This window comes from Pirellulaceae bacterium, from assembly GCA_029243025.1.
Taxonomy (GTDB): Bacteria; Planctomycetota; Planctomycetia; order Pirellulales; family Pirellulaceae.
In genome coordinates this window covers 1-13,246 of record JAQWSU010000040.1, presented here as the reverse complement: position 1 = coordinate 13,246, position 13,246 = coordinate 1, and the positions used below count along the sequence as shown (strand labels likewise).

Annotated in this window: 15 protein-coding genes; 5 read left to right on the top strand and 10 right to left on the bottom strand. The window is 52.5% G+C overall.

All coding sequences use genetic code 11. The features are described 5' to 3' along the window. Positions 1-43: 43 nt before the first annotated feature. The 4 genes from P8N76_18030 to P8N76_18015 all read right to left on the bottom strand — a co-directional run bounded on the left by P8N76_18030 (position 44) and on the right by P8N76_18015 (position 2,459). Complete coding sequence (locus P8N76_18030; protein MDG2383577.1) at positions 44-571, bottom strand: hypothetical protein; 528 nt, start codon at positions 569-571, stop codon at positions 44-46. 3 nt (positions 572-574) lie between these two features. Continuing rightward, positions 575-715 (bottom strand): hypothetical protein, encoded by a 141-nt coding sequence (locus P8N76_18025; protein MDG2383576.1) that lies wholly within the window; start codon positions 713-715, stop codon positions 575-577. A 264-nt stretch (positions 716-979) separates the two neighbouring features. Continuing rightward, positions 980-1,414 carry a hypothetical protein gene (locus tag P8N76_18020; protein MDG2383575.1) on the bottom strand — a complete coding sequence of 145 codons (435 nt, stop codon included), beginning with the start codon at positions 1,412-1,414 and terminating at the stop codon, positions 980-982. Between the two features lie 118 nt (positions 1,415-1,532). Next, entirely contained in the window at positions 1,533-2,459 is a 927-nt protein-coding gene (locus P8N76_18015; protein MDG2383574.1) for a hypothetical protein, read from the bottom strand. 145 nt (positions 2,460-2,604) lie between these two features. Here P8N76_18015 and P8N76_18010 point away from each other — a divergent pair, with 145 nt between their 5' ends. Next, positions 2,605-2,868 (top strand): hypothetical protein, encoded by a 264-nt coding sequence (locus P8N76_18010; GenBank protein MDG2383573.1) that lies wholly within the window; start codon positions 2,605-2,607, stop codon positions 2,866-2,868. 1,049 nt (positions 2,869-3,917) lie between these two features. After that, entirely contained in the window at positions 3,918-4,340 is a 423-nt protein-coding gene (locus tag P8N76_18005; protein ID MDG2383572.1) for a hypothetical protein, read from the top strand. Here P8N76_18005 and P8N76_18000 read toward each other — a convergent pair. Together P8N76_18000 and P8N76_17995 are read right to left on the bottom strand one after the other, a co-directional pair. Then, entirely contained in the window at positions 4,310-4,600 is a 291-nt protein-coding gene (locus P8N76_18000; GenBank protein MDG2383571.1) for a hypothetical protein, read from the bottom strand. The two genes, P8N76_18005 and P8N76_18000, sit on opposite strands and share 31 nt — an antisense overlap. A 40-nt stretch (positions 4,601-4,640) precedes the next feature. Further along, entirely contained in the window at positions 4,641-6,701 is a 2,061-nt protein-coding gene (locus P8N76_17995; GenBank protein MDG2383570.1) for an alpha/beta hydrolase domain-containing protein, read from the bottom strand. A gap of 566 nt (positions 6,702-7,267) precedes the next feature. Between P8N76_17995 and P8N76_17990 the strand changes: the two genes are divergently transcribed. Together P8N76_17990 and P8N76_17985 are read left to right on the top strand one after the other, a co-directional pair. Further along, entirely contained in the window at positions 7,268-7,438 is a 171-nt protein-coding gene (locus tag P8N76_17990; protein ID MDG2383569.1) for a hypothetical protein, read from the top strand. Between the two features lie 1,096 nt (positions 7,439-8,534). After that, positions 8,535-9,689: a hypothetical protein gene (locus tag P8N76_17985; GenBank protein MDG2383568.1), complete on the top strand. Its 1,155-nt coding sequence runs from the start codon at positions 8,535-8,537 to the stop codon at positions 9,687-9,689. Here P8N76_17985 and P8N76_17980 read toward each other — a convergent pair. From P8N76_17980 to P8N76_17965, 4 genes are all read right to left on the bottom strand, one after another. Then, positions 9,661-11,136, bottom strand: coding sequence for a tyrosine-type recombinase/integrase (locus P8N76_17980; protein MDG2383567.1), 1,476 nt, complete (start codon positions 11,134-11,136; stop codon positions 9,661-9,663). The genes P8N76_17985 and P8N76_17980 overlap by 29 nt on opposite strands. Positions 11,137-11,360: 224 nt before the next feature. Then, positions 11,361-12,503 carry an AAA family ATPase gene (locus tag P8N76_17975; protein MDG2383566.1) on the bottom strand — a complete coding sequence of 381 codons (1,143 nt, stop codon included), beginning with the start codon at positions 12,501-12,503 and terminating at the stop codon, positions 11,361-11,363. A 93-nt stretch (positions 12,504-12,596) separates the two neighbouring features. Continuing rightward, entirely contained in the window at positions 12,597-12,797 is a 201-nt protein-coding gene (locus P8N76_17970) for a helix-turn-helix domain-containing protein (GenBank protein ID MDG2383565.1), read from the bottom strand. Continuing rightward, the gene (locus P8N76_17965; protein ID MDG2383564.1) at positions 12,787-12,984 is read right to left on the bottom strand and encodes a helix-turn-helix domain-containing protein; all 198 of its coding nucleotides are present in this window, start codon (positions 12,982-12,984) and stop codon (positions 12,787-12,789) included. Before P8N76_17965 ends, P8N76_17970 begins: the two co-directional genes overlap by 11 nt. Before the next feature lie 81 nt (positions 12,985-13,065). On the opposite strand from P8N76_17965, the gene P8N76_17960 reads away from it, so the two are divergent. Next, positions 13,066-13,246: hypothetical protein (locus tag P8N76_17960; protein ID MDG2383563.1), on the top strand; the 181-nt coding region annotated here is incomplete at its 3' end.

Here is a 13,246-nt window from a genome sequence, read left to right as displayed (position 1 = left end):
CCACAGACGGGGGAACGATTTCACGACGAGAGAGATCTGCTGATCAGCCAGCTCGGCGACGACGCCTCCACCAAGTAGCGATACAGCCAACGACGCCAAGCAACGTCCAAGTGATCACCGAAGCGGGTTCGGGAATGGGGTCGGTCTCCGGAAAGCTGATGGTCAGATCGGATGAGACTCCATCTTCAGGCAAACCCGATGGCATTCCGTCTCCAATCATTTCCTCTAATTCTATCGACGATTCAGCAACCATAAAAATGTTGGAGGCGTCCGTGATTGCCTTACCGATGGTGAGATCACCTTCGAGATTTGTGAAACTGATCAAAGTAAGCGTCGGCGTTGCCCCCGTTGCCAAGTCGACATCGAACCAAATGTCTGCTGCATCTCCTAAGTCAACAATACTTAAAAGTATGTGATTCGGCAAAAACCCAGCCCCATCAAATTCAATATCAGAGTCGATAATCCCCGAGGCGGAATAGCCATACCAGGGATGCGTTGTCACCTTTCCCCCGAGCGCATCTCCTGTGGCAAAAAACTCGGTATTCGTGTCCAGCGATGTATCGTAAGTCATCGACTAGCTGAAGGGCCCACTTACGGCACCTTCATAGGTGCCGCTAAACGTTAGGTCAACGATGGATGCCTGCAGATTGATTGCCATCCCAACAACGAGAACGACGACAATGGAAACAATCTGCAAGAAAGATAGTCGGGGCATGATGATGTCTCAAATTCGTGGTGCTGCTCTAAGGATCCTACGGTGCCCGAAGGTAACAGACTCGCGAATTGCGCTCAAGGAATAAATGCTGAAAACAGAAATCGCCACCCATCTCCTGCGCTCTTCATCAATCGGAAGCCCTGGCAACCTGTCATCTTAGTTAGCTACGACGAAACAAACGGCTTGTGTTTCTAGTTTGCCTGGGCAGCATTGTGTGCCCACGGCAACCGTCCGAGCGCCCCGTATTGCTGCATGAAAGAGTTGCTACGCATTGCTTTCGCCAAAACTTTCCGGCTGTGATTGTGAAGTGTTTTGATTATCCCTTTTCGGATCAATCATTTCGGGATCGGATCCTGGAGGGTTTGAATCTGCTGATTGGGACATTTCAGCCTCGTCGCGAGATGTGTCTTGAGCTACGTCAGCGTTTTCATTTTCCTGCCTAGCTGGAGCCGGCTTATTCTCTACGGGTATCGGATCCATTTTGGGTGCAGGAGGTTGCCACTTTTTCAAGCTCTGAACTACATCGGCGTAAAGATCATCTAGAGGGTCAATGACAGAATCGATGAACGAACGCTTACCGGCCGCTCTCTTGAGTCCCATTTTTTGCGTTAAAGAAACGGTGAACTTAACAATGTCGCGATTGTCTTGCGGAATCAAAAGCTCAGGCTTGGATCTTACGCTTGCAATTACATCTGCCAAAGATGTTCGACTTCGAGCGGCCCAAGATTCAAGAGTGATCGAGTCTGGCGCATTTTTGAGCTGCCGTAATAGCCAATTTATTCTCGTTGAGTGTCTCCCAGTTTGGGGAGCACCAACATCAACCAACAATAATTTGCTGAGCTCGTAGATCTGCAATTAGAGATATGTCTCCTACGGTAGAGGGAATGCGGATTGTGCCCGCCAGTTTCCCGTCCTTTACCATCGAGTCAACGACATTATCAATCCTTACCGAAATATCCTTTCGCTCCTTAGCGGATAGAACTTCTTGGACGTCAGTTCCTAATCGGCGGCCCAATCGTAAGGCAGCAAACGTTAACAGTTCTTCCCACTTACTGGCTACTTCAAAAGCATGTTTATCATGATGCCTTAATGTCCCTGCCTTCACCCCGTCCCGAACACTGACCCAGTGTTCACCCATGTCATTGAAATCAACGGCCCCAGCTTTAGGGTGCTCCAGATAACGAATGAGTTCGTTGAGAATCCACGCTTGGTCAGGGTCAGCCACACCACGGTGCGAGCGCTGAAGCATTGCCTCCGTCAGGACGCGAGACCACGACAGATGATGCAAATCCACCTTCTTGATTTTGCGTTTATCCACCTCAACAGGATGCTGCCCGGGTATTCGTGCAATTTGATTGGAAATGGTTAACACACAATCAAAATTGTTTTCTTTGGCGACATCAAGGTAGTCCTCAACCTGATTCTTTTTTAATTCGTCGCTGCCGGTTTTGACCTCAATTAAGGCTACCCAACGTTTCTTGCCTCGGGAGACCCTTATTAGTCCATCAGGACGGACTTTGCGACCGTCGGCTAATTCAAAGGGCACTTCAATAAATGCTTCAAGATTGCCTTTGATTGATCCGCATGGCTTCGTTATGGCGACACCGAATTCATTCACTGCCGTGAGCACAGCCAGTAACGCTGAAGTCGCTCTTAACTCTTTTTCCTCCGCCTTACCAATGCCCGGAACCGGGATAAGTCGAGCTTCCTCCCAGTTCAAAGAAGGATCATCTTTGTCAACCATTGGAATCATCTCAAGCTTAAATGATTTATGCCGTTAGGATACGAAAAGCCATTATTGATGGTAAAACCCACGAATGCTACTAGGGGCGAGCCTTGAGTGGCTTTCGGGCTTGAAGCTGACGGGCGAGCCTGTAAGAAGTGTGGCTATGCGGCATTATCTGATGACGACGGAGGAACATTTCGCAGCTGCGGTGAAGGGTGAGTCAAAAGCGGCGCAGAATGCGGCGCAGCAGGTGCACGCAAAGGCTTGCAATACGTCGCAGATCGTTTCGACGTCGCATGAAAAAACCCCAGCTTTGCCGGGGGTTGCGGGTGACTGCGACTTATTGCAACCAACCGAAGTGGCGGGGACAGGATTCGAACCTGCGACCTCATCCCCGAGGAAAACTGCGATGGTGACTCCGAGGTGAAGAATTGGTTGTATCGTGGTGTTCCATGTAGAGCCTGCGATGTATGTATTTCGTAAAAAGATTAAGTTGTTAGGAGAGACTATCCTAATGGTGTCAAAGCCTTATTTCAGGAAGTATAAACCGCAGGCTGCGCTTAAAACCACGAGGCTCGTTAATAATAAATCGAAAGTTTCTGATCCGCCTAAGTTTGTTTTTTTTAAGTCCCTAAAGCTGCCAGTTCAACGGGGATAAGAACGCTTTATTCGCATGAGCATAGACGTTCTGGCGATGATTACGATCACAAGGCCGCGTTAGCCAGCTATGATCGGCTTTCTGATTTGACGTGCGAGCAGCTAATCGAACTCGACTAGCATCACTTTGAAAACGGCGGCTTGTACATGGATGCACATTGGGCTCCATAATCTGTATTAATCAATTACCCTATCGCTCAACTAGATTACATCGGTAAGGTTGAGACGTTGGAAAAGGGTTTGCTTCAAATTGTTTAACAGATCTTTCATAGATCGAAAGATGATGCAAAGATTTCAAATCAGAGCCCTCATCAGACAAACGCACATAGCCGATTAGATGATCTCTATGACGATGATACGGCTAACATTGTGCGCGAATTATATGCCGCTGCTTTCAGCAATTTTGGCTATGAAACGACGAATGTAAATTCGGCATCAGGAGTCAATATGAATGCTGCAGCTGAGTAACGAGAGCGGTTTCGAATTGACCTCCCTCATGGAATCCCACCATTGTGCGTGAGAGAATCTTGATCGGAATGACTGCCCAGAAAAGACTTTCACAATACCACCACTTGTCCATCGTGACTCTTCTTCGCATTGCGTAGCAGTGTTCATCGCAAACTGCGTGTTCGAGGTGCGCGCAAATAAAGCGGAATTCCGAATCTTGTCGTTCCGGTTTGCCAAAAAACGTTCGGTCGTCGTTCGTCAAGACGAACTTCTCGCCGTGAAGTTGCCGCCTCGGCCGTGCCGCTTGGCAAAGACGCACCGTCCAATGGCATTCCAGAATCTTGGCGAAGCGCGCGTTGATGATTGCACCCAGTGTGGTGGCCGGTGGGAGAGAGCTGCAGCCGTAAATGTGCTGTTTCGAGTTATCCCCAGCACGGCACACACGCAATCACCACTGACCGACCCCTAGGCGATGATCTGCTGTTTGAAAATCGGACGGTTTACGGCTTGGCAGTCGGGACGGTCATCGAAGACGAGACCGTGATGAGGCAGGCGATGGATTGGTTGGGCAAGTGGGTGCGGGAGGGTCAACTGCAGTTACCGATCGGCCAGGTCTACCCGCTGAGCGAGGCGGCCCGGGCCAAGGATGAGACGTTGAAGCTAAAGCACTTCGCAGCGATCACTTCGCGAGCGGCGTACATTCGGTCCGACAACAACAATCAGAACCTGCTGGCGGATCATCACAGCGCGGGTGAGGCCACGATCTACAAAATCCATGACGGTATTTGTAACTGATACGACGTGGCGGAAAGATCTTCACTTTCTACCAGCACCATCCAGTTTACCTCGTCGGCGCCAAACTGTTCAAACACCTCTTCCAATTGTCGAAAGGAATTGTCGTCCGTACGAAAAATACCACGGGGCTGATCTTCAAATCCGAGTAGCGCCACCCCAACCACACAGGTCACCGACATCGCGATGATCGCCAGTGCCAGACCGATGCGATGACGGTCGAAAAAATTCGCAAACTTATCGAATCTGTCGTATCCCGTCACGAAACCAGGTCGGAAATCGAGGTCTCCGCCAGCAACAGGATCACGGCTGGAGAGGAACGTTGTTAAACAAAGGCTCAACTCGCTTGCGATGCGTCTCCAGAATACGGGGGACGTCGGCGGCCCGTAAATAGCCGCCTTTCAGCAGTCCGTCACAATAGGTCTTCATCTGGGCAATGTAAACATCGACCGATTCATAACGCTCCTGAACCGAACGCCGCGGATCTTTCGTGGCCAACCGTTCTGCCCTGGTTCTCGGAAAAGGAATGTAACTGCCGCACAAGCTGGCAAGGTTTCCATCCGCACCGGTGCCATCACGGATGAGGTTCCAACCGGTGTAACTGGCGACCGGCACGGCAACTTCTACTGGATTCAAACAGCCCATTTCATTACCATCTGCATTGAAGCGGGGAACCAGCACCACGTAATCAGCCAGGCGTCCAGGCGGTTCCTGATCCACGAGACGCTGCTTCTCCCAACGGGGACCAAGTTTCCAGAGCGATGGTTGCTGCCAAACTGCCGGAAATGCCACTTGCGGAATGCGGGGAAATCCAGTGGCAGCCGCCACCGGTGAGATCAGGTTTCCAGAGGTAATAGTTGGATAGACACTCGCCGGCGGCTTGGTCCCATCGGCCACCCACTGATCAAGCCTCAGGAGCAAGGCCTTCAGAAAGAACTGGTACTCCCCCGGGTTCTGAGCATTGGACGTTCCTGATTTCCCAGGCGGAAAACTGGCTGGACCATGTTGCGTACCCCCGAAAATATAGATCCGCACAGTATCTGGAACCTGCGAGTCTTTTTTCCCCAGGGTATCAGTGTGAGCCAGGCTGCCACTGCGATGCCAGTACTCGGAACTGGACTGGGTATGAAAAATGTACGGTGCGGTCGACTCTCTACAGCGCTGCAAAATCCCATCCCGCTGTTTGGAAACAGAATCTTCCTGGATCTCATAAGCAAAGGGAAAGCGATCCGAGGGATACTCATGCTGTCGAAATTGCGTATTGTAAGCCGTGGGCTGGCAAAATCGATAATTAAAGGACCCCAGGCCACCTCCTGACACGTGAGGAATCACGGCATCAAAAGATCGCCGTCCCCGTTCATCTTCATTCAGTCCCCAGTAAACCAGTTCTCGCAAGAACCGGCCGCTCTGCGAAACACCAAACCCATGCGTCCGGCGAATCACTGGCTTACCATTGAGCAACAGGGGATTATCCTTACCGTCACCATAACGCAGGGCCGAGACAAGGTCTCGAACGCTGGTCAGGCCTGTCCCCATCACCAGCGGATTTTTTGCCTGGTAGATCAGCTCATACAAGAATCCCGGTGCAAACCCCGGTTCCATGCGGACGGTCAGCTTTGACAAACTTGATTCATCACTCTTCTTCTCCCAGGCGCCCGTCCACTTCTCGCGAGCCACCGGGACCCGTGGATCTTCCGGCCGCTGACGGCGCGTCAAGGTGGCCTTCTTCAACTGGGGATCGACGGCATCATAAGCACCATGGCCGCCGCCGTTCACTGCCAGCGCCGTGGCTGGACCGGCCGTAAACAACTCGTAACGAACGGGCCCCGTTAATGGCTTGTCGGATCCGACTGTGGTGGGAGGATGCAATCGTAAACGTTCATTGCCGGGCAATAGTTCGCCAATCCAGCCACTCCACAAAACCACGATCCCCTGCTTCATCAGGAATCCGTCGCCAGCTTGAGCCTCGGTCCGTGGGTCATTGCGATTATCAGGGGAGCCAAAATTGAAGAAATTAAGGGCCAGCTTGTTCCCCCGATTGTTAACGTCATAAAGAAGTGCCCCCCGCGCCTTGCTCAGATCCTGGGGAGCCAACAGGCAGACATCGGCCGAGTAGCGGACCAGGCCATCCGCTTCCCGTGGCGCAAACTGCAGATCGACAACGTTCTGATTCTGAGGCGCCTGAGGATTCAACGTGAAATGAACGGTACCTTGAATTCGCTGGTAAACGCCTACCTGGCCAAAACTTTTTCCACCCGCGAAGGGCTCTCGCGACTTGAGCTCAAACCGCTCAACCTCCGCCTGAACGGTCCCAACCACGAACACTCCGAGCAGCATGGCAGTTGCCAGTGGACGAATCAGCATCTGGTTCTTCCCCTCATTCTGGTCAAGCTTCTCCGCGAGTCTGCGGAAGCCCGAAAAAGGTGTTCTAAGTCTCTTCCTAGATCACGCGTTGTAAACACATACCCCATTCGCGCAACGGATAATCTCCCCACATGCAGGCTTCCCCATTGGGTATCTCGGCACCCGCGGAAACGTGGTCCCAAACCCTGGGCCGCTGCTAAATGATATGCAATCACAGGCCCTAGTGGTCCGTTTTCCCGGAAAGAAGAGGGTTTCGACAGCAACCGCTGGACAACCGGTAACCCCGCTTGCCAATAGCGTGCTGCTGTCTAACTGATAAGAATTTTGACTTCCAATCAGCCTACAAGGCAGAACCACTAATTCAAGGTCAAATGCCCGTTGTTCTGCGGGCGTCAGTTTGTCTTGCGTGTTCCTAGGAGGAATTGAACACATGGCACGACGGCTGGTCAAAGTGGCATGGCGCCGCCGGTTTGCAATGCTTGATCTCTCTCACGACAATAATTCAGAGGCTCATCACCCACTTTCGGGCTGATCAAATAAACCGACTCCACATCTTGGCTTGTTTCATGATTTTGTTATTCGTTGTTTCTGTCGCAAAGGCAGGCGACACCGATAGCGATGGTTTGTTGGACTTGATGGATGTGCCGGGGTTTCCCGAGAGGGGAGCGAGCTACGAGAGTCTTGGGGTGGAGGATCTCAATAGTGCGAGTCAGCAGGTTCAAGGTTCGAGTCCTTGAGGGGGCACTTCTTCTCTCAGCACCGAATGGCGTGCAGCAGCATCAAGCGGCAATTCCCCGGCAAAACCGCTGTTTTTCAACACTGGCTTCTGCTCAGTGCCGTCTGTTGCCGCAACCTGCTGCGTCGCATTTTGCGTCACATCGTGCAGGAGGTGCGTCGGATTTTGCGTGCGTTAGACGGCGTCTCAGAGGCCTTGAAACGGACATCTGGTCCGCTAATCGTTGACCTATCTACAGTCGCTCTCGAGGGTGGTATCGGGCAGGCGGATCAAAGAAAATGAATCCGATCTGACATGGCAATTTGGTGGTAAACGGGTAATGAGTATCATGCGAGATCTTGTTATAAGCATGGTGATATTGGCTCTTGTAATCATCCTTTGGATGAAGATGCACCAGTCGGGGACGCTTAAGGAGATGCCGCAGTGGAGGCAGCTCATTTTTAGAATGTTAGCGGTGCTGGCTGCTTTGATCCTGTGCGTCATTCTTGTCTTCGCAGTGCTCGTCGCAGCCGATAGGTTTACTTCACTAAAAATTAGGAGGACCCGCCAGGCACGGTCCGGGTATCGATGGGTCACCTACGAGTTTCCGAACACATTAATTCTTTCACTCTTTGACGTGGGGTGAGAGGTGGGGAGAGCCAGGTGATAATCTCCAATCCACATTGCTCGATAACCGGTTATCATCATTTGGAATCAATTACGCTGTTTCGTCAACGTTTACGCGGGTTGGAATCTCAAGTTTGCGTTACTCACCGGCGTAGCAACGGACCAGTGATGCAATAAGACGATGCATCATTACCATAAGAGGACCGGTCTGCGTCCCAATCGCCATCGGAACAGTGAGCAACGGGCTAGAAGCGTTTGTCATCAAGTCAAAGCACTTGTTTTCACGAGTACCTCAGAGATCGTTCCAATCGCCAAGGGGCCTTATTTTGTGCTCTAGCGATAAGCAGACGAATCATGACAAGACTACTTAACAGATGACCGAAACGTTTGCAAATCTTAAAATAACTTGCGTCGGTGATATTAAACGTTACTAATGGTCAATGGCAACATTGCCCTTTCCAGTCAATCATTGAGTTAGATCAGGTACGGACATGCGCCCAATCGATATTTATCGTCGCTCTGAAAATCAGTTTGTTGAGTATTACGCAAACGCTAGCGCCGCCCAACACGAAGCTTGGAAGAGAGTATACGATGCGAGATTAGCAAAACGGAAAGCCGAACTGGGCGAAAAGCTGTACCAACTCCAACAACGTTCGAAAGATGGCTGGAAGAACATTCGCGGGCAGGTGGAGCACATGCGAAAACTTAACAAGGACGAAAGAGGAAATGTCGATAGACGTGAACACAAGGCAAAAAACAAAACTGTTTCGCCCGGCGGCGCCTGGTTAGCGAACCAGATGGGGCGGAAAGAGATGATTGGCCTCGCTGAAGCTTATATCACTGTATCCGCTATCATTAGATTCGTCACCGATTTTAAAGACGGAGCTCATGCGTTCATTACACCCGACATGCACAATATGTTTATGAAAGAGGATAAAAGTTGCCCTTGGATAAAAGGATGGGGGAGAGATTATAACTTCGTGGCGCCACTCCCCGAAGCACAAGCAATGATAGGCCGAGCGTCAGGGGCTAATGGAGCAGGCCTGTGGGAACTAGAGGACCAGCTTGGGGTTCCTGCGGGACTATGGGTTAAAAAATGCCAACTCTATGGCTTTAGCATTTATAGCTATCGCATCGATCATCATAATATAGCGGGAAATTTAGAAGATATGGAACTCAAGATGCCATCCGGGTTTGAAAGTCAAGCGTACGGTTCCCAATGGAAGTATCAACACGCCGGTAAAACGAAATACTACGGTTCTCAGGAGAAAAATTACATTGAAGACCGGGATAGATATGAGACAGATAAAGAATTAGAAGAACGGTTGCAGGATGAACGCTTGTTGTTGGACGAGGATAAAGCGGCTGAATTTGTCAAAGGAGAATGGTTGCCTTTCGGATTTACTTCAGGCGGAATGAGAGAGGCGGTGATGCCTAAATGGGACAGAGAAAAATTTTTGAAAAAAATCTCAGACAAAGTGTTAACAACAGAGCTTTTAAGTTGTCTCCGTGACAACACTGCAAAAGTTATAAGGGCTGGCGGCTGGCGTAAATACAATCCGTCCGCAAAGAATTTGCCAAAAGATCCCAAGGACGACCCCATACCTTTTGAAGGGTCTACACGGCTGATAGTATCGAGGGTGTAAGGGCTCCTACAAGATAGAAGCCAATCCTCGACTTTACGATTCTCATGTACAGTTGGGCTTCGACGAAATGCGTGATGTCGCCTCCTACAACACCTTGGTCGCTGATGTCTCTATTCCACGAGGAGAATGGCAGTTGTTCGAGTCCTTGAGGGGGCACTTGCTTAGTTTGCATCATCTCGCACTGAGTCGCATCGATAAGCGTAACCCCTGTTGCCGTAGGGGTTTTTTGTTGCGCCGGCGACTTCGTGCGGTTCGGTGCGGCAGCGTGCTGCTTCGCCTGAGTGCTTCGCCCTACTGCTTCGCCTTTTTCGCCGGCTTGATGGGGCACGCCAGCTGCCCGCAGAAAATCGTCGTCTGTTGTTCTTAGATAGTGCTTCAGGGCGACGTTCTCGGAGTGCCCAAGCCAGCGTGCCACCACGTGCTGCGGAAACTCTCGGTTGAGGTCGATCTCAGCGGACGACCGAAGGTTTTGGAACGGCTTGACCCACATGTCGACGCCCGCCGCCTTGCAGATCCGGCTAAGCTGTGTTCGTAGGTTGCAGTTGGGGGACCTGTATCGCGTGATGACGTATTCCGAGCCCTCTTCAGCTTGTTCGAATGCCATTTCGAGGTACGGCCGCAAGGCGGCGAATATGGGGACCCAGCGTCGTCCGCCGTCGTGGTGGTGTTCCAGTTTCGAGCTGACGACTAGCATCTTGTGCTCGGCCCAGTTAACGTCTGTCCATTTCAGGGCTAGAACTTCACTCGGGCACCGCATGCCTGCGTAACGGGTTATCGCGATGATCAGCCGCCATTCGTCGTCGATGCATGCATCCAACACTTTGTCGATGACCGACTGCTCGACATATTCGAATCGTGCCTCGACCGGTCTGACCTGGCAGTCCTGACCCTTGAATGGGTTCTCGGTGATGAGCTTAGCGTCGATTGCTGCGTTCCAGAACTGCTTGCAGCGCCCCATCCTCCGATTAATCGTATTAAGGGCTAAACTCCGTTCGGCCAGGGATTCACGAAAGCGATCAGCGTCCGCTCGCGTAACATCCATCATGCGACGGTTACCACCGAAGTAATTGACGACGTCACCACGCACCCTCTCGTAATGTATGACCGTGTTGGGCTTCCTGGTGCCTTTCCGCTCGTCGATAAACGCGCGCGTGAACTCACCGATTGTCGGTGAAGCCTCCTGGTCGCGTTTGCGGGCCTTGGCCAGCCCTAGCCTCACAAGTCGGACGTGTAATGTATCTGTCGCATCGTTTGCCAACCAAGACGCCGTCGCACTGTCGATCGCGCAGCCCGATTGTCTGGCTTCGATGAGCTTTTCGACTTTGACCTTGATGCTGTCCGCCGAGCGTTTGGCTACCCTACCAAGACGCAATGTCTGTCGCTTGTTGTTAGAATCGAGGTATTGAATCCACCAATTGCTATTGGGACGTTTCACAATACTCGCCATCGTTATTTACCTTTCTTTGTCGACCTGCGGTCCATCGTGATTGGCGGGTCGAGATATTTCCAGAGTAGCTTCAGTGTGTTCCGTTGTAGAAACGCGCTAGCATTAATCGTCCATTCATTTCGTCAATTAGTTTTATTGAGCGTTGCTTTGATTTGTCCGCATCATACCGATGTTGGCCCAGCATTGCTGTCCCGTGTATTTCCTTCCGATGGATTCGCTTTCGGTCAGGGATCGCCCTCCCCAGAGTCCGCCACAGTCTCGCCAGAGTCCGCCAAGTTTTGTTCCTTGGCGGACACTGGGGACTCTTGGCGGAGACTGGCGGAGTCTGCCCCGTCAGGAAACGCCCAGACCCACTGGCCGCCGAACCCATTGGGGCGATTGCAGACGCCCAAACTGGCCTTGGCGCGTTCCGCCGTTCGCCAGGAAACGCCGTCGCGTTTCGCTTCGCTCTTTAGTTCGCCGCTCGGCTTCGGGCCGCCAGCCAATGCTTCCCGAAGCCAGTTTTTCGCTTCGTCAATCGCCGAATGCTCGCCCGCTATTCCCTTCTCACGGACCAGAGCGTCATCGGCCGTCATCGGCACCGGGTCGCTTTCCCAATTGACGCTTGCAGGCTCGCCCGCGATCGTGAAGGCCAAGCCAGTTTGCTCGGCCGCCAGGTTACACTTGCCGGGCAGCAGCAGTCGGCGGTTTCGATTCTCGGTGTCTCGGGACAGGTGCCAAACGCTCCGCGCGATGCCGGTAAACGCGCGACTTCCCATCGCGGTATCGTCCGCGATCGCGCCCGCACTCTTACGCCGGTGCGCCACCATCAGCACCGCCGGACCGTGTTGCTCGGCCAGCTTAGCGATGGGAGCCAGCACCGCCCGCACTTCGTTGTCGCGGTGCGAATCGCAACGGCCGCCGAGAAACGATCCGATAGGGTCGATGACCACGAGTCGGCAATCGTCAATTGTTTCTAGCGTTTGCCGCAGGATGTCGGCATCGGCCAGCGTAAAAGTCAGCTCTTTGGTCTTGCCCCTCTCGGTTTGCAGCACTCCCGATAGCAGGTGGATGCGTGACACATCCGCACCGAGCGCGTCGAGTCGCGGACGGATCGTGTCGTGGGGATCGTCCTCGGCCGTTATGAACACCACCGATCCGCGCTGGCACTCGGAGCCATCCGGCCAGGGTGTTCCGGTCGATACGCGCGATGCCAGATCGCAGGTCAAGAAACTCTTGCCCGCGCCGGGCATCCCCACAGCCAACGTGATGCGGCCAGCAGCGATGCGCTGAGGCCACACCCAGGTGATCGGGCGCGGGTCGATGTCGGCCATGCAAACTAATGAAGGCCGAGAAACGCCTTCCGTCGTACTTTCACTTTGTTTCATTTTTAATCCCTTCGGCTTTATTTTCCACGTGTCGCCGCAGCTCGCCGGCGTTGGTATCCGGTCGGGCGGATATAAACCGTTGAGTAGGGGGCATCATTTGTTGCCCCCTTTCTTTTGTTCGTCGATCCAGCGTTGCAGGTCATTGACTGGATACCGCACGCATCGACCTAGCCGGATGTGCGGAATCTCGCCGGATGCCGTCATGCCCGACAACTTGCGCGGGCTAATCGCCAAGGCATCAGCAGCTTGTTGGTGCGTCAGCAGTAGGGCCGGCTTGTTAGGGCTATTCTGCATGGTAGCCCTCCCGCCGTATCCGTGTGGCTTTTGCTGCTAGTGACTTCTGCACCGCCGCTGGGTTGAACAGGTAGCGATTACCGGCTTTCAAAGAGGGAATCTTGCCAGCATCGGCTTGGTCTCGCAGCCATTTTTGCGTGACACCTAATCGCCGCGCCATCCGTGACAAGGAAAGTAGATCTATCATCTGAGCAGCTTGGCGGAGCTTTACCTTAATGATAACCAAATCAGGAGCATCGAGCCGCGTGCCTTCGCGGGGCTGAGCAGTTTGACGAACCTTGCCCTTTCAAGCAACCAAATCACCCACCTGAATTTATCTCAAGCCAGTTTGCAAAGTCTGGCAGATTTTTACTCGAGTAATCTCGTGACCAGCCTGTGGCTTGACGACGCTCTGCTGAGCGATAATTCCTTCAGCGTCGTTCTCTCGGGAACCCGCCGTTCAATTGGCT

Excerpts from the sequence above, each read along its gene's own strand:
- P8N76_18010 (MDG2383573.1), top strand. The coding sequence starts at position 2,605 with ATGCGGCATTATCTGATGACGACGGAGGAACATTTCGCAGCTGCGGTG.
- P8N76_18015 (MDG2383574.1), bottom strand. The coding sequence starts at position 2,459 with ATGGTTGACAAAGATGATCCTTCTTTGAACTGGGAGGAAGCTCGACTT.
- P8N76_17990 (MDG2383569.1), top strand. The coding sequence starts at position 7,268 with ATGATTTTGTTATTCGTTGTTTCTGTCGCAAAGGCAGGCGACACCGAT.
- P8N76_18025 (MDG2383576.1), bottom strand. The coding sequence starts at position 715 with ATGCCCCGACTATCTTTCTTGCAGATTGTTTCCATTGTCGTCGTTCTC.
- P8N76_17985 (MDG2383568.1), top strand. The coding sequence starts at position 8,535 with ATGCGCCCAATCGATATTTATCGTCGCTCTGAAAATCAGTTTGTTGAG.
- P8N76_17995 (MDG2383570.1), bottom strand. The coding sequence starts at position 6,701 with ATGCTGATTCGTCCACTGGCAACTGCCATGCTGCTCGGAGTGTTCGTG.
- P8N76_17980 (MDG2383567.1), bottom strand. The coding sequence starts at position 11,136 with ATGGCGAGTATTGTGAAACGTCCCAATAGCAATTGGTGGATTCAATAC.
- P8N76_17970 (MDG2383565.1), bottom strand. The coding sequence starts at position 12,797 with ATGCAGAATAGCCCTAACAAGCCGGCCCTACTGCTGACGCACCAACAA.
- P8N76_17975 (MDG2383566.1), bottom strand. The coding sequence starts at position 12,503 with ATGAAACAAAGTGAAAGTACGACGGAAGGCGTTTCTCGGCCTTCATTA.
- P8N76_18030 (MDG2383577.1), bottom strand. The coding sequence starts at position 571 with ATGACTTACGATACATCGCTGGACACGAATACCGAGTTTTTTGCCACA.
- P8N76_17965 (MDG2383564.1), bottom strand. The coding sequence starts at position 12,984 with ATGATAGATCTACTTTCCTTGTCACGGATGGCGCGGCGATTAGGTGTC.